Origin of the sequence: Pectinatus haikarae (genome assembly GCF_050916305.1) — a bacterium.
In the GTDB taxonomy this organism is placed as follows: Bacteria; Bacillota; Negativicutes; order Selenomonadales; family Selenomonadaceae; genus Pectinatus; species Pectinatus haikarae.
In genome coordinates this window covers 2,455,582-2,475,819 of the sequence record NZ_CP116940.1, presented here as the reverse complement: position 1 = coordinate 2,475,819, position 20,238 = coordinate 2,455,582, and the positions used below count along the sequence as shown (strand labels likewise).

Sequence of the window (20,238 nt, the reverse complement as noted above, 5' to 3'; positions counted from 1 at the left end):
CTTTCTTTAGAGGTATTTTATTAGAATGGAGATATTAACTTATATGTTCAGAAAAACAAGCATTATAATATTGACACATAATCAATTGAAATATACGAAAATCTGTATTAAAAGCATAAGAAAATATACCGAAAAATACGAATTGATTGTGGTGGATAATGCATCTGCTGATTTAACGCCGCAGTGGTTAAAGGCTCAGGAGGATATAAAAGTTGTTTTAAATGAGACAAATAAGGGATTTGCTGCCGGCTGTAATCAGGGAATAAAAGAAGCTTCCGGTACGGAAATATTACTGCTCAATAATGATACTATAGTCATGCCGAATTGGCTGGATAATTTAAGAACTGCTTTATACAGCTCTGATGAAATAGGTGCCGTTGGTCCCGTAAGCAACAGTTGTTCGAACTGGCAGGTTATAAAAGTGGATTATGAAAATAATAACTTATTGCGGGCGCTTGAATTTGGCAGAAAGTATAATAGGTTTTGTGATCCTGCTGCATGGAAAAAAAAAGTAAAACTTATAGGTTTTTGTATGCTGATAAAAAAATCAGTAGTTGATATGGTCGGGGGGCTGGATGAAAGATTTTTCCCTGGAAATTTTGAGGATGATGACTACTCTTTGAGAATCATAGAGGCAGGTTACGATTTATTGCAGTGCAATGATACATTCATCCATCATTTTGGCGGTACATCATTTAAAGCATATGATCAGAAATATGCTGATATCCTTTTAGATAATCAAAAAAGATTCTTTGATAAATGGGGAATAAATTTTATCTCATCGACAATGAATTTAGAGGAATATCAGCATATTGAATTAAAACCAAATGCAAGGATATTGGAAATTGGCTGTGCATGCGGAGCTTCATTATTGGAAATAAAAGCGAAATTCCCAGATGTGTCTGTTTATGGTATAGATAAAGCTCCGAAAGCAGCAAAAATTACCAGTCATTATTTTCCAACTGTTTGCGGTGATATTGAAACAATGGATTTGCAGTATACAGAAAATTTTTTTGATTATATAGTTTTGCCGGATTTATTGTCTTGCGTAATAAATCCATTATCTGTACTGAAAAAAATAAAACCTTATATAAAGAATGATGGATATATTATTGCAAGCTGCCATAATATAATGCATTATGAAAATATAAGGAAGCTTTTATCAGGCGAATGGGAATATGAAAACAGTTTGCTGGGAAATGCTTTTACACAAGAACATTTACGTTTTTTCAATTTGAAATCGTTGAGTAAACTTGCCAATATGGCGGGAGTTGTGATAAAAAAATGTGAAGCATTGACTAGAATACCAGAAGATGCAGAATTCAATAATTCGCTGGTAAATCAATTGTTATCGGTGAATTTGACGCCACAGGAGAAAGTGTGGGAGCTTAAAGTGTACCGTTATGTCATACATATGCAAAACCATTGAAGTTTAATAAACTATGATATTTTGCTCCAGTATTAAAATTCAGGAAAGAAGCTATACTATGATTTCAGAAATTAACTACGCCAATTTCGACTCCAGCGTCCGAAAATTATATGTCGGTGAAAATCAGCAAACTCTCGTTACTTTAGGCCCTGGTTCCTATTTGGTGAACGGAAGCTTTGAATATGGCAGTCCAAAGGCGCACCTTCTTATCGGACGATATTCTTCTTTAGGGCATCGTTTGGTTTTTGAGATAGGACTTAATCATAATTACAAAAAAGTATCATCATATCCTTTTGGGGATTTGGCGGTAAAAGATGGTACAGGAACCGTAAATCACGAATTTGCCGCAAATCATTATCAGATTATTATAGGCAGTGATGTATGGATCGGTTGTGACGTCATGATATTAGGGGGGGTCCATATTGGCAACGGTGCCGTTATAGGGGCAGGCTCAGTTGTAGCGGGTGATATACCGCCTTACGCTATCGCAGTCGGAAATCCGGCTAAAGTGATTAAGTATAGATTTTCACAGAATATTATAGAGCGATTACAGACTATAAAATGGTGGTATTGGGATGTGGTTAAAATTAAAAATAACTTATCTTTAATGGAAACACCTCAAAATTTTATAGATCAGTTTTATAATGATAATACAGATGTTTTTCGTGAACGAGATATAATATTACAATTGCAGCAAATGAAAAAAGAAGGATACATGCTGTATTATTTAGTTGCAGATTTTGAAGAAACACTTATTCCTGTGTGGAAAAATGTTCTTATCAAATATTTAAGACAATTTACCGCAAGAGATAAAATCGCACTTATATTTGAATTTTATAAACATGATTCTCATGCTAAAGAAATACAAGTGGTTAATGATTTAATTGTCGCTAATGGTTACGATACACCACTGATTCTCAGCCACTACGGTGAAAAAATTTTTTCTCTAGAAATTATGAAAAATGTTGATTTTTTTATTACCAGCAAAGAAGATATAGCTTCAATATGCGCAGATTATGCCAATGATTATAAAAAGAATTTGATTTATGGTTTAGATGAAAATATCTTTGGGGAGACATTATAGTGGACGCACATGAAATATTGTTTATAATAGAGCAAATTGATGGTGTTAATTATCAGCGGTGCGTGAACTCCATCAGGGGGCTGCATATCCCAAATGGATATACTGCAAAAGTAAAAACATGGAAAAGGGGAGACGGAGTAAATAGACTTCAAATATATAATTATATTCTGCAGCAATCAGATGCCAAATATAAAATTTATATAAGCGAAAATACATATTTTTCTAATAAAAATTTTTTGTTAGACATGCTGGAGATTTTTAAGGCTGATGAAACCGTAGGACTTATTGGTGTTAGTGGTATTAAGCAGATACCAGTGCTTGAAGATGATCAGGCATCCACTTGTAGATATGGAGAATACTATTATTTAGATAAGAGCAATAGAATTCAAAACTGCAAATATAATCAAATTGCCTCAAAATATGAAACTGTCCAGAGTGTAAGTAATATCATGCTTGCAACACAGCATGATTTACTTTGGCGGGAAGAATTACCGGATATGGAATTATACTATAATGTTTCATGTTCAATGGAATTTATTAGACAAAAATTGAAGGTGGTTGTTCCTAAGCAGTTAAAACCTTGGACTCTTGATATGGATAAGAGTAATTCACGTGGTAACTGTGCGAATTTTCCGGCGTCCTTTTACGAAAAATATGCAGTTTATATGAATGCTTTAATTCATAAAGACAGGGTTAAGCATTTATTGTATAGCTTTGGCAATAATTCTCAAATAATGCCATACTGCGATATGAATCCTGCAAATAAAATATTTATTGGTGACAGGGTTTATATTGATTCCAACACATTATTAAAGATTTCGGATAAACTTGACCATGTACCAAATATTATAATTGAGGACGATTGTCGTATAGGCAGAAATTGTACATTATTGGCTACAGAAAAAATACATTTAGAAAAGCATGTGAATTTGTCGGAAAATGTTTATATAACTGCATATAATTATGACTATGCATCGGTAGGAATTCCGGTCAGGCAGCAAAAGACTGATTGCGCTGTCAATAAAATCACTATCGGCAGAGGAACAAGGGTAGAGGCAAATGTTGTCATTGAAGGGAATGTATATATAGGGCGAGGCTGTCTGATCAGGGCAAACAGTGTTATAAGAAATAATATTCCGGATTATTGTGTTGTCGAAGGAAGTCCTTCAACCGTCACAACTTTTTTTGATATACAGCTTGGAAAATGGACCGCAGTTGATGGCGATAAAATGCTGGAGACTCTTATTGAAAAAAGAAAAAATACCCGGCCTGTATTGACCATAGGCATTCCTACTTTTAATCGGTCTTATTACTTAAAGAAATGTTTGAAATCAATTTACGATGAAATTGGCGACGATCCATTATTTGAAATATTTGTATCTGATAATTGCTCTGAGGATGATACACCAAGTATAACGAAAAAATATAAAGGTAAGTATAGTAATTTCCGCTATAGCAGAAATATTGTTAACTTAGGCCCTAAGAAAAATTTTAAAATAATATGGGAAAATGCCATTGGTGAATATGTTATTGTTCTTGGCGATGATGATTATTTTTCTCCGGATACTATATATAATTTAGTGCATTGCATATATTCACATAGAGATTCTTCTATTATAAGTTTATTAGGATATAATGATAATGTGTTCAAGGTTTTTCATGGACGAGGTATAAATGAATTTATTAGGAAGGTATCTTTTATTACAACCTATATATCTGCTTTGGTTATGAGACGTGACTTGTTTGAACAAGTTGATAATAAGGATAAATTTTGTGATACATTATTAGAGCAGGTCTATATGCAACTTAGCATTTTGGAAAAAAATCCTAATTTTTCTATTTTATATGGAGCAATATTCAAAAAAGATTCCGGCGAGTCTGTATTTAGCAATAAAAAAATAGATAATAATAGCAAGGAAAATTTATGTCGCGTGTTCATTCAGGAATATTTCGATATATTGAACAGTTTTTTAGGGCATGGATTAGATTTAAACACACTGCATATGGATAAAAAAAATGTCTTAGAGAATATGATTTTACCGTGGCTTAATATTATAAAAAATAGAGAGACACGGTGGAAAATAGATAATAATATTATGGAAATATATAGTAAATATTATAAAGATGAACCTTATTATGAAGAAGGCAAAGAGATTATGAAAAAATTCTAGAAAAATGTGTGGTTTAAATGGATAAATTAAATTTATTATGAAGGATAAAAAAATGAAGATTGCTCAATTGTTAGATTGCACACTTCGTGACGGCGGTTATGTCAATGATTGGGAATTTGGGCATGATAAAATTGCAGAAATTTTTGAACGGCTTGTAAGTTCTGGTGCGGAATTTATAGAGATCGGTTTTTTAGATGAGCGTCGTTCATTTGACACTAACAGAACGATTATGCCGGATACGCAGTCGGTCAATAAAATTTTCTCAGGTTTAAATAAAGGTAATGCGGTCATTGTCGCAATGATAGATTACGGAACCTGTGATATAATGCATATTCAACCTTGTGCAGAAACATTTTTAGATGGAATCAGAGTTATTTTTAAGGAACATCTTATGTATGAAGCTTTGCAATTTTGCAAGCAACTGCAAGGGTTGGGTTATAAAGTTTTCGCACAAATGGTTTCTATTACCACCTATACTGATGAGAAACTACAAGAATATGCTAAAATTGTAAATTCGATTATGCCATATGCTACTTCAATGGTTGATACGTATGGACTTCTTAATGAGAAAAAGTTATTGCATATTTTCCATATTTTAGATACATATATAGATGAGCGTATAAAGATAGGGTTTCATGCTCATAATAATTTTCAACTTGCATACGCTAATGGTAAGAGTTTCTTGTCAGCAGATACAAAACACGATCTTTTATTAGATGGGACATTGTATGGTATTGGTAAAAGTGCAGGGAATGCACCTATAGAGCTTTTAATGATGCATATGAATGAACGGAAAGAGAAAAATTATGATATAACTCAAGCATTGGAGGCAATTGACAATGTGATTATGGACATTTATACCAAACAGCATTGGGGGTATAATATGTTTTTTTATATTGCGGCATCAACGCACTGCCATCCTAATTATGTGTCATATTTGATGAATAAAAAAACTTTATCTGTAAAACAGATTATGGATATATTAGGTAATATTAAGATAAGTAAAAAACTAATGTACGATGAAAATTATGCGGAAAAAATATATCTAGATTATCAAAATATTTTTTGTGATGATAGGAATGCACTTAGTAGTCTAAAGGAACAATTTAAGAATCATAAAATTTTATTGATTGGTCCTGGCAGTAATATTAAACATCAGAAGCGGCGCGTTAAAAATTTTATTAAAGATAACTCTCCATTGATTATTGCAGTTAATTATGCGCCATCAGATATAGAAATAGATGCTGTATTTCTCACAAAATCTAAGCGTTATACACAACTCCTGACTGATTTAAAGAAAGGTATAAATAATAAAGTAAATATTATCGCAACTTCAAACGTCACAAAAACAGCAGGTTATTTTAATTATGTGCTTAATTATAGATCGTTAATTGATGAGCAGACAGAAATTATTGATAATTCTCTGGTTATGTTACTGAAGGCAATGATTAAAATTGGTATAGAAAAAGTATATCTTGCAGGTTTTGATGGTTATTCTGAATGCAGTGATAATTATTTTGATACAAGTCGAGAATATGGTTTTGTCAAAAGAAAAGCAGCATATTTGAATAATTATGTTAAAACCTTTTTAACGGCACTTGCAGATAAAGTCAATGTAGAATTTGTGACAAAATCACATTATAGCAAATAAATTATTAGCATGGATACAAATGGAGCTTCATTGTATGGAGATAAAAAACTAAGGGTATGTGGGGAATGCAGGAATGGGAAAGCTGAACGGGAAAATAGCTTTGATTACGGGTGGCACTTCCGGAATTGGGAAGGCATCAGCAATCCTCTTTGCTAAAGAAGGTGCTGATGTTATATGTGTTGGACGTAATATCAAACATGGAGAAGCCACTGTCAACTTGCTTAATGCAGAAAATGGATCTAAACGGGCAAGATTTTTTCCATGTGATGTTTCACTAGAATCTGACATCGAAATATTGCAGCAATCTGTGAAGCAACAATATGGCAAATTGGATATTTTATTTAATAATGCTGGAGTTTTTGTCACATCCTCGCTGCAAGAAATTACTGATGAAGTGTGGAATATAGTATATAAAACAAATCTCAAATCTGTAATAGAAATGACAAAAGCCTTTATGCCTATGTTGGAAATAAGTCGTGGAGTAATTCTGAACAATTCATCAGTTGCCGGATTGCAATCCCATATCGCCGGACAAAAAACATATTTATATGCTTCATCAAAAGCTGCTCTTATTCAATTTACAAAGTTGTGCGCATTAAATTATTCACCATCAGTAAGAGTAAACTGTTTGTGTCCAGGTATTACTGATACACCTATCTATACAAATAGAGATTTTTCCCGTTTTGACAATATACCGATGAAACGCGTAGCACGTCCAGAAGAAATTGCAAAAGCAGCACTTTTTCTGGTATCAAATGATGCTTCATATATAACGGGAGTCACACTGCCAGTTGATGGTGGAGCATCATTAAAGTGACAGGGGGAAACAGATTGAAAATAAGAATAGCTGATTATATTGCCCATTTTTTTGTTGAAAAAGGAATTGACCAGGTTTTTTCAGTAGTTGGCGGTGGTGCCATGTACTTAAATGATTCTTTAGGGCATCATCCGAAACTGCATTGCATATATAATCACCATGAACAAGCTGCGTCTATTGCCGCTGAGGCTTATGCCAGGATACATAACAAAATGGCTTTAGTCTGTGTAACAAGCGGCCCCGGCGCTATTAATGCATTGAATGGAGTCACGGGAGCATATCAGGATTCTATTCCTATGCTTGTTATATCTGGTCAGACGAAAACAACGCTGACAGTAAAATATAGTGGATTGAAATTACGGACACTGGGTAATCAAGAATTTGATATTATATCGGCAGTTGATAACATGACAAAATACGCTGAAATGATTATAGATCCTCAGCGAATACGATATTGTCTGGAAAAAGCTTATTTTATAGCACTTAATGGAAGACAGGGCCCCTGCTGGCTGGATATTCCGCTGGATATCCAGGGTGCTTGTATTGAAACAGATAATTTACCTGCTTATAAACCTGAAAATATTCCAATAATTAATCATGATCTTAATGTTACTGCTGCTGATATAATAGATAGGCTTAAAATGGCTGAGAGACCAGTTTTATATGTGGGTAATGGTATTCGCCTGTCAGGGGGAGCAAAACTTCTGCAACGGCTTGTCAGCCTTTTAAAAATACCAGTAGTGACTTGCTGGGATAGTATTGATTTAATAGATTCAGATAGTTCATATTATTGTGGGCGAGGCGGTATCATGGGGGATCGTGCTGGAAATTTTGCAGTGCAGAACAGTGATATGTTAATTTGTGTAGGGACACGATTGAATATTTATCAAGTAGGGTATAACGTGAAGACCTGGGCCCGCGCTGCTTATACAATTGTAGTGGATATTGATTCAGAGGAATTGAAAAAACAGACTATACGTGCTGATTTACCCATATGTGCAGATGCATCTATTTTCATGACAGCACTACTTGAGGCAGTTTGCGATGCTGATATATTTTGTACTGAAAGATGGATAAAGCAATGCAACATATGGAAAGAAAAGTATCCGGTTGTCCAAAAATGGCAATATCAGGAGCAAGGTTTAGTTAATATATATGGATTCATGGGAAACCTCAGCCATATGCTGTCAAAGAATACTGTTACAGTAGTGGCTAATGGTTCAGCCAGCGTGGTTGGCAGCCAGTCTTATTATATAAAAAAGGGAGATCGATTTATTATGAATTGCGGTCTGTCCTCAATGGGATATGGTTTACCAGCAGCAATTGGTGCCTGTATTGCAAATGATAAAAGTGCTGTTATTTGTATAGAGGGTGACGGTAGTATTATGATGAATTTGCAGGAATTGCAAACGATGGTGACAAATAAGCTGCCTATTAAATTGTTTGTTATCAACAATAATGGTTATCATCAGATTCGGCAAACGCAGACTAATGTTTTTCATAATGATCTTGTTGGTGTTGGCCCAGACAGCAGAGATTTGGAATTCCCCAATTTCAAAAAAGTGGCGCATGCTTTTGGAATACCATACATGTGTATTGATAGTAATAAAAATTTAAAAAATGATATTCAAAAAATTTTAGATGAAACTTCTTATATTGTTTGTGAAGTATGTGTCTCAATCGGCCAAAAATTTGAGCCGAAATCAGCAACAAAAAGATTGCCTAATGGAACGTTATTTAGTCCTCCTCTTGAAGATATGGCGCCATTTTTGTCCAGAGAAGAGTTAAAGGAGAATATGTATATTCCATTAATGGAGGAAGATCAATAGGAGGTTTTTATGGCCCAATTGAGACATACAGGTTTATATGTGGAAAATCTGGATAAAGAAACAGAATTTTATAAGTACGTATTTCACATGTATCCTATCTGCGAGAAAATTGAACAGGAAGATGCATTATTAATTGATTTGTTAAGACATGTAAATGTATCAATTTTAGTTACAAAATTGATCACTGATCAAGGGAAAAAGACTGGTATGGGTGATATGTTGGAATTGATTCAAGTCACAGCTCCATTACAGTGTATGGTTAAAAATAATTCAACTATGAATATATATACTCCGGGGTGTTTACACCTCGGATTTGGAATAGATAATATGGAGGAAACAATAGATAAAATTCTATTACAGCATGGAAAGCAATATACGGTAGTCCACACAATGGAGAATGGCAATAAGTGTTGTTTTTGTAAAGACCCGGAAGGAAATTGGTTAGAATTGATTGAAAGCTGTAATAAATAAAATGTAACAGTGGTAAGGGCGAATATTTATGAATGAAAATTTTCATTACAATATAGATATCAAATCGCATTTTAAAACATATAATGTGGAATTTAGCGAGACACTTTCAGATGTTATGGATTTTGTGCGACGGTCAGAAACTTTTTTTGTATTAGACAACAGAGTCTTTGATTTATATAGAGATAAGTTACCGTGTTTTCCGAAGGAGAGGTTATTCTTAGTAGAAGCGAATGAAAATAAAAAAAATATTTGGACAGTGCTTGATATTTGCGAGAAAATGACGAACATGCCATCAAAACGGAACACGCATATTATATCTATCGGTGGAGGAATTATTCAAGATATCACAGGTTTTGTAGCAAGTTGCTTATATCGCGGTATATATTGGACATTTTATCCAACTACGCTGCTGGCAGCATGTGATAGTTGCATCGGTGGAAAATCATCATTAAATTATAAAGGATTTAAAAATTTACTTGGTTCTTTTTATCCTCCCGATAAAATCAAAATCTATTCACAATTTTTTCATACGCTTACATTACGTGATTATTGCAGCGGCTTGGGTGAGGTGGTAAAATTTAATACCATTATCGGTGAAAGTGGTATTGAGCATATAGAAAAAGATATTGATGAAATATTAAAACATAATTATATGAAACTTTTTACTTATATCAGGTCTTCACTTGAATTTAAAAAAAATTTTATTGAGGAAGATGAATTTGACAAAAATAGTCGTATTTTATTAAATTTTGCACATACTTTTGGTCATGCATATGAAACAACAAGTGAGTACAAAATACCACACGGTTTGGCTGTGGTTCTTGGAATGGTCACAGCAAATAATATTTCTGTGCAGCGTAAATTTATTTCAATAGAATATGCGGCCCGTATTGAAAAAATTTGTCGCAAAATTTTACAGGACATTGAAATAAAAAAAGAGTGGTTTATATTAAATTCAATTATTTCAGCAATACACAAGGATAAGAAACAAACAAATCAATCTATTACGGCAATCCTTCTCAAAAATAATCATCAGCTAGATGTATTTAAGGATATTAGAACCAGCGAGATAGATAGAGCTATAAGTCATTTAATTGTGGAATTAGATATAAATTAACTATGCAATAGTTACTAATTTGGATAAAATGATCATTAAGAAGTTAACTTTTTGTTTTGTAAAAAAAGATTGAGCTTTATAAAGTAAACATGAAAGATTAACAAACAGAAACAGCCAAATACTTCAAGCAACGAACAAAAGCTTGTATTTACTTCTGGCAGAAAGATTGAGCCCTGCAACTTGTGACGGAGTCAAACTGTTAAGAGCGGAATGAGGACGGACAAAATTGTAAAAAAAGAGAAAAACCGCGATAAGGTTGTTGGCGGAATTGAAAGAAGAAAATCCCTGTTTGGTTTTATACCATGCTTTGAACTGCTTGTTAAAGCATTCAATCAGGTTGTTGGTGATATCGTCACTGAAGCTGTGGACACGGATATGTTTGACATTCAGCACTGCTTTTACAGGAACTTTGTAGGCACTGTAACGGTCGGTTACAATGGCTCTGGGTTTGCCAAGGTGCTTAACGGAATTAAGCAGGGAAAAAGCCTGAGGACTATCCCGGTGTTTGGAAAGATGAAAGCCGAGGACAAAACGTGTTTCGCTGTCCACAATTAACCAAAGATAATATTTCATGCTACGGATTTTCACCACGGTTTCGTCCGCGTGCCATTCATCGGAGTCGAAATTGAGCGTTGGTATCAATTCAAGTGCAATGTTGTGAAACAAAGGTGCAAATTTCGTACACCAGTTGCTGATGGTGGTGTGAGAAAGCTGAATATTCATGACCGTACGCATAATAAGAGCAATATTGCGGAAAGAATTCTTGCCTAAATAAAACATTGACAATGCTGTCAGAATAACATGCATAGGATAACGCATTCGCTTGAAATTGGTTTTTCCTGACAATTTCGACATAGAAGGTGCTGTAATAGCAGCTTGTTTTGGGACAAAAAGGGAATGACCGCATTTCTTGTCACCACATTGGTAGTTTGAATAATACTTGTGTTCATGATGAAGAAACATGGCCTTCCCGCAGATAGGGCAAATTGGGTAAGAACGTATGCGTGGCCTTCCTGATTTGCCGGTTGTATTGGCATATGGTACAAATTGATGCCCGCATACACGGCAAAGATATTTTTGGTTTGCATCTTTATCTTTGCCATAACGATAAAAGTTTTGATGGTTGTTGCATTTTGGACAGCAAATCTGATATGATTTTGTCATGAGGACTCGTCTCCTTTCGGGAGGTACAGTGTTTGTGATAAAACTATTGTACCAGAAGGGCTGACGAGTCCTCAACTTTCATTTAACTTTACAATACGAAAGATTGTATAAGGAGAAATTTTTTATGGAAAAAAAAACATTGTTACCATTTTCAGTAGCTTATCAATCAGATAGGATTCGACTTATTGATAAGGTGCCTTTAAATATCCCTTTATGCGTTAGTATTGAACCGACAAATATTTGTAATTTTAAATGCTTGATGTGTTGGCAAAGTACTGATGAATATAAAAAAAATGGCGGACCATTCCAGAATATGGAATTAACATTGTTTTATAAGATATTACAGGATATTAAAGATTTTTGTGAACTAAAAAATGCAAAAATAAAACTTATAAAATTGTATTCAACAGGTGAACCATTGCTTAATCCGCATATAGATGAAATGTTACGTGAAATTAAGGCAGCAAATATTTCACATCAAGTAGAAATTACTACTAATGCGGCCCTTTTAACGCCCGAATTATCCAGAAGTATAGTAACTTATGGGCTAGATTACTTACGAGCTTCAATTTATTCAGTGAATACTGATAATCAAAAACGTATTACACAATCTAATGTAACGCCGAAACAAATTCAGGATAATATAGCTTATTTGCGCAATTATCGTGATAAAAAGGGATTGAATAAACCTTATATTTCTGCCAAAATTATGGATACTCATTGTGAGGAAAATGATATTTTTAAAAAAATGTATAAAAATATTACAGATGAACAATATATAGATATTCCATGGATATTACCAAAACTTAAAGAAAACGCACTTGACCGTCTTTATGGGGATAAAATTAAAGGAACTATTGCGCAAGAAACATATATTCAGTCTGCAGCATATAAAAAGAGAAAAGTATGTCGCTATCCATTTACGCATATGACCATTCGGAGCAACGGAGATGTGGTGGTTTGTTGTACAGACTGGGCTCGGGATACATTGCTGGGGAATATAAAGTATAAATCACTCGAACAGATTTGGAATTCTAAAGAATTATACGATTTTCGCGTAATGCAACTAAAAAACAAAGGGTGCAATCATGTACTATGTGGTACTTGTGAAATTCCACTGAAGGACAGCAGGGAAGACAACTTAGATAGCCTTCCAATTGAACGCTTACATTATGATGATAAATCTGTAAAATAAAAATTTGCGTATGCAGTTAATTGTATGTACTCGGATAAATGAAAGGGTATTATTATGAATAAATATTTTATGGGAAGCGCTATCATTGAGCGGGATATGCAGGATATTTATCAACGTAATATTGACTGGAGTAACTTTAATAATCAGACAGTTTTAATAACAGGGGCAACAGGAATGCTGGCATCTTATATAGTGTATTTTTTTATTTATTTAAATGAGATACATAATGCTAACATTGATATCCTTGCATTGGTACGGAATCAGGCGAAATGCCATCAAAGGTTTGGTTCTTATGCTGCAAAAAAATATTTTCAAATTCTTAATGATGATTTTACAGAACCTATAAAAATCAAGAGAAAAGTAGATTTTATAATTCATGCGGCCAGTTTGGCAAGTCCTCAATATTATAAGTTAACGCCTATAGAAGTTGCAGAACCAAATGCCATTGGTACTTATTATTTGCTGCAATTTGCCCAAAAACAACAGGTGAGGGGATTTCTCTTTTTTAGTACGGGAGACATTTATGGATATATACCATCGTCAAATTCAATTACGGAAGATACCGCAGGAAGTATGGATCCATTGGATCTGCATAGCTGTTATGGTGAAAGCAAGCGAATGGGAGAAACTTGGTGTGCAACATTTGCAAGTGAACGAAAAGTACCATCACATATTGTTCGCATTGGACATACATATGGTCCAACAATGGATATTGAGAACGACCCAAGAGTATTTGCAGCTTTTATGAAATGTATTTATTATGGTAAAGATATTATAATGTTAAGCAATGGTACAGCAAAACGGTCATTTTGTTATATTGCAGATGCGATAGCAGGTTTTTTGTTAGTATTGCTGGAAGGTGAAGTTGGGGCTGCTTATAATGTCTGTAATTCTAGAGAGTTTCTCAGCATTAGTGAGTTAGCAGAATTGATGGTTCGGCTGCGTCCAGAGTTGAATCTTAAGGTAATACAAAAACAACGTATTGATTCTGAGTCTTATTTAGAAAATAAAAATAACAAGGCAAATAAGCTGACAGAAGAAAAATTAATGACATTAGGATGGGAATGCCATTATGATAGTTACATGGGGTTTTGTAGCGTATTGAAATATTTACAAGGCGTATAAATTTTTATAAATAAAAGGACATTGCTATAATGAAAATGAATGAGTTAATGGCAAATTATAAACAACAAAATTGTAGTAAACGAATGTATTGGAAACTGATGCGTGAGCGACTATTGCCTCTTTTAGAATGTCAAAAAATTATAGCTGACAGTGAGGAGTGTGAATCTATAGAGATACAGAAAAATGGCATTATTTTATCAGCAGCAGGCGTGAAATTATATTTTGATTTTTCACAAATAATATGTAGAGCTGAAGTTATATTATCGAAAAGTGAGAATGAAGATTGGACATTTATTCAATGTTTAGTTCCAGAATTTGGGACTATTTTTGATATAGGTGCTAACGTAGGATGGTTTAGTTTAAACATTCATGCAAAATGGCCAAACACTAAAATTTATGCTTTTGAACCAGTTAAGGATACTTTTAATAATATGCAGAAAAATATTACCTTAAATGATGTTCAACATGGAATTGAGATCTTTAATATGGGATTTTATAATAAAAAAGATGATTTCAAATTTTTTGTGCCACCAGCAAGTGAAGCTGCTTCTTTACGTCCTATTACAGATTCTTTTTATGCGCAGCATGGTAATGTGGGCAAAGGTGTAATCGGTGAGGAAGTGCGAGAAATTGTGTGCCATGTTGAGCAATTAGATGATTTTATAGAAAAAAATAACATTCAGAATATTGATTTTCTAAAATGTGATGTTGAAGGTGCAGAAAAGATGGTATTTACTGGAGGTGAGAAGCTTTTTAGAAAATACCAGCCAATTGTTTATACAGAGATGTTGCGAAAACATGCTAAAAGATTTGGCTATCATCCTAATGAAATAATTTTATTGTTCAAAAAATGGGGATATAAATGTTTTATTATAGAAAACGGAAGAATAAAAAGTTTTGAAAAGATGGATGATGAAACAGTAGAAACAAATTTTTTCTTTTTTCATATACAAAAGCACCAAAAAATTATTGACAGATATAAATAAATAGTATCATTGCGATAATATCTTAAATTGATTATTTGTATCATCAAAAAATTGAATGTATTTTTATCAAACATATATTGTGGTGTTTGAATTCTTGGTGATGGTGAATTACTTTATGGAAAAATATAATGACTTTGTGTTGTAGGATATATAAATAATCTCTAAGCAAAGTAAAGGAAACGTAAGATGACAGCAGAGAAAAAGATGACAGCTCAAGCAAAAATAAGGGAGAAAATACTTGCGTCGGTCAGGGAATATTACAACAGTGCTTTTGCCGCAAAGAACAAATTTATCCCCGGTGACAAGATTAATTACGGCGGACGTTTTTTTGATGAAACGGAATTAATTAATCTTGTTGATGCCTCACTTGATTTTTGGCTTACTACCGGCAGATATTGTTCCGAATTTGAAAGCAGCTTTACCGATTTTTTAGGTGTTAAATATTGTTCGTTGACGAATTCGGGTTCATCTGCTAATTTACTGGCATTCATGGCACTTACTTCTGCAAAACTAGGTGAAAGAAGAATAAGAAAAGGAGACGAGGTCATTACCGTTGCGGCGGGATTTCCTACTACCGTTGCACCTATAATTCAATATGGCGCTGTTCCTGTATTTGTAGATGTCACATTGCCTGAGTATAATATAGATGTTTCTATGCTGGAAAAGGCGTATAGTAAAAAGACAAAAGCCGTAATGGTAGCACATACATTGGGCAATCCTTTTGATTTGCAGACGGTAAAGTCGTTTTGTGATGAGTATAATCTGTGGCTGATAGAAGATAACTGCGATGCTCTCGGCAGTAAATATTATATAAACGGCGCGTGGAAGTATACCGGAACAATAGGTGACATAGGAACGTCAAGCTTTTATCCACCGCACCATATGACTATGGGTGAAGGCGGTGCGGTATATACAGATAATCCTCAGCTTCATAGAATCGTAAATTCCTTCCGTGACTGGGGACGTGACTGTTGGTGCGCTTCAGGACACGATGATACCTGCCAAAACAGATTTTCCCAGCAGTTTGCTGATTTGCCGCTTGGCTATGATCATAAATATGTTTATTCGCATTTCGGCTATAATCTGAAGGTTACGGAAATGCAGGCAGCCATTGGCTGCGCGCAGCTGAAAAAACTTCCTTCTTTTATAAAAAGGAGGAAAGAAAATTGGCAATTTTTGCGTGGTCATTTAAGCGATTTGGATAAATATTTTATTTTACCGGAAGCAAGTCAAAATAGTGAGCCAAGCTGGTTCGGCTTTTTAATAACGGTGCGTGAATCAGCAAGCTTCAGCAGAAATGAAATTGTTGCATATTTAGAAGAACATAATATTCAGACAAGAATGTTGTTTGCCGGAAATCTTATCAAGCATCCGTGTTTTGATGAAATGCGAGGTAACAATGAACTATACAGAGTAGTCGGTAGCCTGGATAATACAGATCGTATTATGGAACAAACTTTTTGGTTGGGAGTGTATCCTGGTATAGATGAAATACAATTGAATTTTATGCTGACAGCAATAAGAGATTTTCTAAAAATAAATTAAAATTTTTTTTAAGGCGTGATTCTATGAAAGTAGTCTTACTGGCCGGTGGATTAGGCACACGAATTGCCGAAGAATCTGATATAAGGCCGAAACCGATGGTCGAAATCGGCGGAATGCCTATATTGTGGCATATAATGAAAGAGTACAGCTATTATGGATTTAATGAATTTATAGTTTGTGCGGGATATAAGCAGCATATGATAAAGGAATGGTTTGCCGATTATTTTTTGCATACCTCTGATGTTACTTTTGATTTCACGCAGGGCAATAAAATGATTGTACATAGCCAATATACGGAACCGTGGAAAGTCACTGTAGTTGATACAGGTCTTAATACTATGACAGGTGGGCGGATTAAACGCATTCAAAAATATGTTGGTAACGAATCATTTATGATGACTTATGGCGATGGAGTTTGTGATGTAAATATTCGTAAGTTGTTGGAATTTCATAAACAAGCGCATAAGATAGCTACACTTACTGCAGTTATGCAAAAACAGCAAAAGGGAATTTTGGATATTGGCGGCGATGATGCAGTTCATGTTTTTCGTGAAAAGGCATCTGATGATGGAATACCGATCAATGCTGGTTATATGGTTCTGGAACAGGCTGTTTTTGATTATATAGACGACGATGATAATGTGGTTTTTGAGCATGAACCACTGGAGAAATTGGCAAATAAAGGGCAGCTAATGAGTTATAAACATACCGGATTTTGGCAGTGCATGGATACGTTAAGGGAAAAAATAGTTTTAGAAAGATTATGGCAAAATAATGATGCACCATGGAAAGTTTGGTCAGATAAATAAGACTAATGTTACGATAAAAATGATATTTAGGAAGATAATATATGATTGATAAAAATTTTTGGCATGGGAAAAAAGTATTTATAACAGGACATACGGGTTTTAAGGGGAGTTGGCTTTCCCTATGGCTCTTTGAGTTTGGCGCACAGCTTTATGGATATTCGCTGAAGCCGCCCGCAGGGGAAAATCTGTTTGACTGTGCCGCAGTTGAAAAGTGCTACAAAAGTTCATATATCAATGATATAAATGATTTTAAGAGTTTGAAAAATGCCATGGCTGAATCCGACCCCGATATAGTAATACATATGGCTGCCCAGCCTTTAGTCAGGCGGTCATATGATGATCCGATTTACACATATCAAACTAATGTACTGGGAACTGTAAATTTTTTAGAAAGCATAAAAAGCTGCAATAATATAAAAGCCGCATTGATTATCACTACAGATAAATGTTATGAAAATAATGAATGGTGCTGGGGATACAGGGAAAATGACAGATTAGGCGGCTATGATCCGTATTCATCAAGCAAGGCCTGTGCAGAGCTTGTCACATCAGCTTATCGTCAGTCCTTTTTTGGTAGAACAAATGTTGCACTGGCAAGCGCGCGGGCAGGAAATGTTATAGGTGGAGGAGATTGGGCCAAAGACAGACTAATACCTGACTGTTTTAAGGCAATTTCTGAAAAGCGATGTATAAAAATACGTAGCCCAAAGGCGATCCGTCCCTGGCAGCATGTTCTTGAAGCTTTGCATGGTTATTTATCATTGTTGGAATATTTATACTCCGACGGACAGCAATTTGCGGAAAGCTGGAATTTCGGTCCGAATGATGAATCAGCTGTCGAGGTTAGGACTGTGATTGATATGTTATGCGATAAATTGGACGGCACTTATGAGATATGCGCAAGTGACAATAGCAGGCATGAAGCCGGTTATTTAAAATTGGATTGTTCAAAGGCGCACAGCAGATTGAAGTGGCAGCCGGTTTTGACGCTTGATAAGGCAGTAGAGTGTACCGCCTTATGGTATGAATCTTATTTGCGAGGCGATAATATGCATAAACTGACATTAAAACAAATCGAAACGTATATGAAAATGATATAATAATAAATTTCGGGAATATACTATATTGAATTAAGAGGTTGATGTTCATGCAAACAAATATCTGTATGAAAAAACCATTTTCCAATACAGTTCGTAGCATTAAATTTTCAGAGAATAATATTGTTACCCTAGGTAAGGGAAGCTTCATTGAGAGTATGTCATATGAAGGAAGAAGTAGCGCTTCACACATTCTTGTTGGTAATTACTGTTCAATTTTCTGTAATAATGTTTTTCTTATAGGAATGGATCATAATGTTCATTCGTTATCCACTTATCCACTGATGCAATTAGGTACTAATACCACGGATGATTTTGTCAAGAATTGTAAAAGTGAACTGTATGATGGAAATAGGGATCAGTTAATTATTGGGAATGATGTATGGATTGGGTGCGGCTGCACAATTGTGGGAGGAATACAGATAGGAAATGGCGCCTGTGTAACTGCAGGCTCTGTTGTTACCGAAAATGTTCCTCCGTATGCTGTAGTGGGTGGTTCGCCTGCCAGAATTATTAAGTATAGATTCAGCAGAGATGTAATAAATAAATTACAAAAAATTAAATGGTGGTACTGGAATAAAGAAAAAATTCAATCAATTGTGCAAAAAATTACAACAAAAGAACAGGTGGAAAATTTTGCTGATAAATATTTTGTTAAAAAGCAAAATAATGACAATGATGAAGTGGGAGTACATTTACATGAACTGAAGGATAATGGGTATATTTTAGTATATTTTCCCCTTCAGTCCGAAAATATAGTACTTTTAGATTATGTTGTCAATAAATATATAAAAATGTTTGATTATAAGGACAAAATAGCATTGATTATAGATGTTAATATGTCCGATGATAAGATTCAACTGATAATAAATAAATATATTATTTCCAAAGGCAAGGATACTCCGCTATTATTTTCTTATAACACAAAAGGAAAAGTTTCTGACAGTATTTTGAGTACCATAGATTATCTTATTACCACAAAAGATTTTATCAGTTTGCTATATAGCGATTATGGAGCTGATTATGGCATAAAATTAATTTACGGTGGTAACAGGGACATTTTTTCATCAATATTAAAAAACAATACCACAAAAACACTATTGACTGATGAAAAAAAGAAGATTCGTTTTTTAGCAATAGGTAATTCCATTACAATGCATGGTGTTTGTGAGTATTGGTGGGGAGAATGGGGGATGGGAGCATCAAATCAGAGCAAGGATTATATACATCTGATCGAAAAAAATTTAAAACACAGATATGATGTTGAATTTGAGTCAATAAATATGGCCTCATGGGAAACTATGTATTATGACAGGGCAGAGGTGTTACCATCACTTGATCGATGTTTAAATAGAGAATATAATTTTATTATTTTACAATTAGGAGAAAATATAAGTGAATTCAGTACATTAGAGAATGATTTTTGTGAGTTAATAAAATATATCAGGGAAAACTCATTGTCAGGAAACGCAAAATTAATTATGGTGGGACAATTTTGGAAAAACGACAATATTGACGATATAAAAAGGAGGGTATGTAAATGCACTGATGTATCATTTGTGGATTTGAGCGATATTCAGGGGAATGTCTATCAACTGGGACTCAATAGTGCAGTCTTAGATAATGACGGAAAAGAACACTGTGTTCAGCATTCTGGCGTAGCATTGCATCCTAATGATGCTGCAATGCAAGTTTATGCTAAGCGAATTTTGAAAATAATAAATTTATAAATATATGCTGGAGGAAAA

At 34.3% G+C, this 20,238-nt stretch carries 16 protein-coding genes; 15 read left to right on the top strand and 1 reads right to left on the bottom strand.

What is annotated here, in order from left to right; genetic code table 11:
* Positions 1–43 precede the first annotated feature (43 nt).
* The 8 genes from NXG61_RS11960 (at position 44) to NXG61_RS11925 (ending at position 10,569) form a co-directional block, all read left to right on the top strand.
* Positions 44–1,429, top strand: a complete 1,386-nt coding sequence (locus NXG61_RS11960; protein WP_307225367.1) for a bifunctional glycosyltransferase family 2 protein/class I SAM-dependent methyltransferase — start codon at positions 44–46, stop codon at positions 1,427–1,429.
* 58 nt (positions 1,430–1,487) lie between these two features.
* Entirely contained in the window at positions 1,488–2,513 is a 1,026-nt protein-coding gene (locus tag NXG61_RS11955; RefSeq protein ID WP_307225366.1) for a CatB-related O-acetyltransferase, read from the top strand.
* Positions 2,513–4,684, top strand: coding sequence for a glycosyltransferase (locus NXG61_RS11950; RefSeq protein ID WP_307225365.1), 2,172 nt, complete (start codon positions 2,513–2,515; stop codon positions 4,682–4,684). Before NXG61_RS11955 ends, NXG61_RS11950 begins: the two co-directional genes overlap by 1 nt.
* A 52-nt stretch (positions 4,685–4,736) precedes the next feature.
* A complete protein-coding gene (locus NXG61_RS11945; protein WP_432748941.1) occupies positions 4,737–6,335 on the top strand; it encodes an aldolase catalytic domain-containing protein in 1,599 nt (532 codons plus the stop codon).
* A 73-nt stretch (positions 6,336–6,408) separates the two neighbouring features.
* On the top strand, positions 6,409–7,152 hold the full coding sequence (locus NXG61_RS11940; protein WP_307225363.1) for an SDR family NAD(P)-dependent oxidoreductase: 744 nt from the start codon (positions 6,409–6,411) through the stop codon (positions 7,150–7,152).
* Positions 7,153–7,166: 14 nt separating this feature from the next.
* Positions 7,167–8,981, top strand: coding sequence for a thiamine pyrophosphate-binding protein (locus NXG61_RS11935; protein ID WP_307225362.1), 1,815 nt, complete (start codon positions 7,167–7,169; stop codon positions 8,979–8,981).
* A 9-nt stretch (positions 8,982–8,990) separates the two neighbouring features.
* On the top strand, positions 8,991–9,452 hold the full coding sequence (locus tag NXG61_RS11930; protein ID WP_307225361.1) for a VOC family protein: 462 nt from the start codon (positions 8,991–8,993) through the stop codon (positions 9,450–9,452).
* Positions 9,453–9,480: 28 nt separating this feature from the next.
* Positions 9,481–10,569, top strand: a complete 1,089-nt coding sequence (locus NXG61_RS11925) for an AroB-related putative sugar phosphate phospholyase (cyclizing) (protein ID WP_307225360.1) — start codon at positions 9,481–9,483, stop codon at positions 10,567–10,569.
* 123 nt (positions 10,570–10,692) lie between these two features.
* Here NXG61_RS11925 and NXG61_RS11920 read toward each other — a convergent pair whose 3' ends face one another.
* Positions 10,693–11,733, bottom strand: coding sequence for an IS6 family transposase (locus NXG61_RS11920; RefSeq protein ID WP_432748932.1), 1,041 nt, complete (start codon positions 11,731–11,733; stop codon positions 10,693–10,695).
* A 124-nt stretch (positions 11,734–11,857) separates the two neighbouring features.
* On the opposite strand from NXG61_RS11920, the gene NXG61_RS11915 reads away from it, so the two are divergent.
* From NXG61_RS11915 to NXG61_RS11885, 7 genes are all read left to right on the top strand, one after another.
* The gene (locus NXG61_RS11915) at positions 11,858–12,928 is read left to right on the top strand and encodes a radical SAM/SPASM domain-containing protein (protein ID WP_307225306.1); all 1,071 of its coding nucleotides are present in this window, start codon (positions 11,858–11,860) and stop codon (positions 12,926–12,928) included.
* Positions 12,929–12,982: 54 nt separating this feature from the next.
* Positions 12,983–14,053: an NAD-dependent epimerase/dehydratase family protein gene (locus NXG61_RS11910; RefSeq protein WP_307225305.1), complete on the top strand. Its 1,071-nt coding sequence runs from the start codon at positions 12,983–12,985 to the stop codon at positions 14,051–14,053.
* 29 nt (positions 14,054–14,082) lie between these two features.
* A complete protein-coding gene (locus NXG61_RS11905; protein WP_307225304.1) occupies positions 14,083–15,039 on the top strand; it encodes an FkbM family methyltransferase in 957 nt (318 codons plus the stop codon).
* A 186-nt stretch (positions 15,040–15,225) separates the two neighbouring features.
* On the top strand, positions 15,226–16,584 hold the full coding sequence (gene rfbH, locus NXG61_RS11900) for a lipopolysaccharide biosynthesis protein RfbH (protein WP_307225303.1): 1,359 nt from the start codon (positions 15,226–15,228) through the stop codon (positions 16,582–16,584).
* 23 nt (positions 16,585–16,607) lie between these two features.
* Positions 16,608–17,393 carry a glucose-1-phosphate cytidylyltransferase gene (gene rfbF, locus NXG61_RS11895; protein ID WP_307225302.1) on the top strand — a complete coding sequence of 262 codons (786 nt, stop codon included), beginning with the start codon at positions 16,608–16,610 and terminating at the stop codon, positions 17,391–17,393.
* A 41-nt stretch (positions 17,394–17,434) separates the two neighbouring features.
* Positions 17,435–18,493 carry a CDP-glucose 4,6-dehydratase gene (rfbG, locus tag NXG61_RS11890; protein WP_307225301.1) on the top strand — a complete coding sequence of 353 codons (1,059 nt, stop codon included), beginning with the start codon at positions 17,435–17,437 and terminating at the stop codon, positions 18,491–18,493.
* A 47-nt stretch (positions 18,494–18,540) separates the two neighbouring features.
* Positions 18,541–20,220: a hypothetical protein gene (locus NXG61_RS11885; protein WP_432748940.1), complete on the top strand. Its 1,680-nt coding sequence runs from the start codon at positions 18,541–18,543 to the stop codon at positions 20,218–20,220.
* The last annotated feature ends 18 nt before the right edge of the window (positions 20,221–20,238 follow it).